This window comes from Burkholderia sp. BCC1977 (genome assembly GCF_905339595.1).
GTDB lineage: Bacteria > Pseudomonadota > Gammaproteobacteria > Burkholderiales > Burkholderiaceae > Burkholderia.
The window spans coordinates 1-639 of the sequence record NZ_CAJPGQ010000163.1 but is presented as its reverse complement, the minus strand read 5'-3'; the positions used below and the strand labels follow the sequence as shown (position 1 = coordinate 639).

General features: G+C 62.1%; 1 protein-coding gene. It reads right to left on the bottom strand.

The window, feature by feature from the left end; genetic code table 11:
- On the bottom strand, positions 1–495 hold a 495-nt coding region (locus U5771_RS35270), incomplete at its 3' end, for a helix-turn-helix domain-containing protein (protein WP_322028196.1).
- Positions 496–639: the final 144 nt, after the last annotated feature.

Here is a 639-nt window from a genome sequence, read left to right as displayed (position 1 = left end):
ACAGCGCAGGACGGTCTGCAGGTCCTGATGCTCGACGAAGCGTCCCCAGAGATAGCGGCTGTGCCCGAGCACGATCGAGAACAGCCAGATCGAACGCCGCTGGCCGGGCACGTCATCGAACTCGACATTGAAGTGCGCGAAATCCACTTGAGCCTGATGGCCGGTGGGTGTCTCAAAGCGCACCTCGAAGCCGCGTTGGCGGGGCGGCCGGACCTCCCGAACCAGGTCGCCCAGCGCCGTGCGGCCGCCCGCATAACCCATCACCCGGATCTCGCGTAGCAGACGTTCGACGCTCAGATCGGGAAACTCGCGTACGCGCTCGGTGACGTAGTGGACGAACGGATCGACCACGCACGGTCGCGGCGCACGCGGACCGTAACGCGGCGCCTGAACGCCATTCTTGATGTATTTGCGAACGGTCTTGCGGTCCATACCCAGTCGAGCGGCGATGGCCGAAATACTCAGCCCTTGCCGATGCAATTCCAGAATCGTCATCACTTCCTCCAGCTCGACCACCGACACCCCCGGGATGGATCACAAGGGCGATATGGTCGGTGATCGACAGGACGGCACCGCTACCGCGGCGCCGTCAGATAAAAAACTGGGGAAAATTACTTCGACGAAAGGGGGGAGTATCTA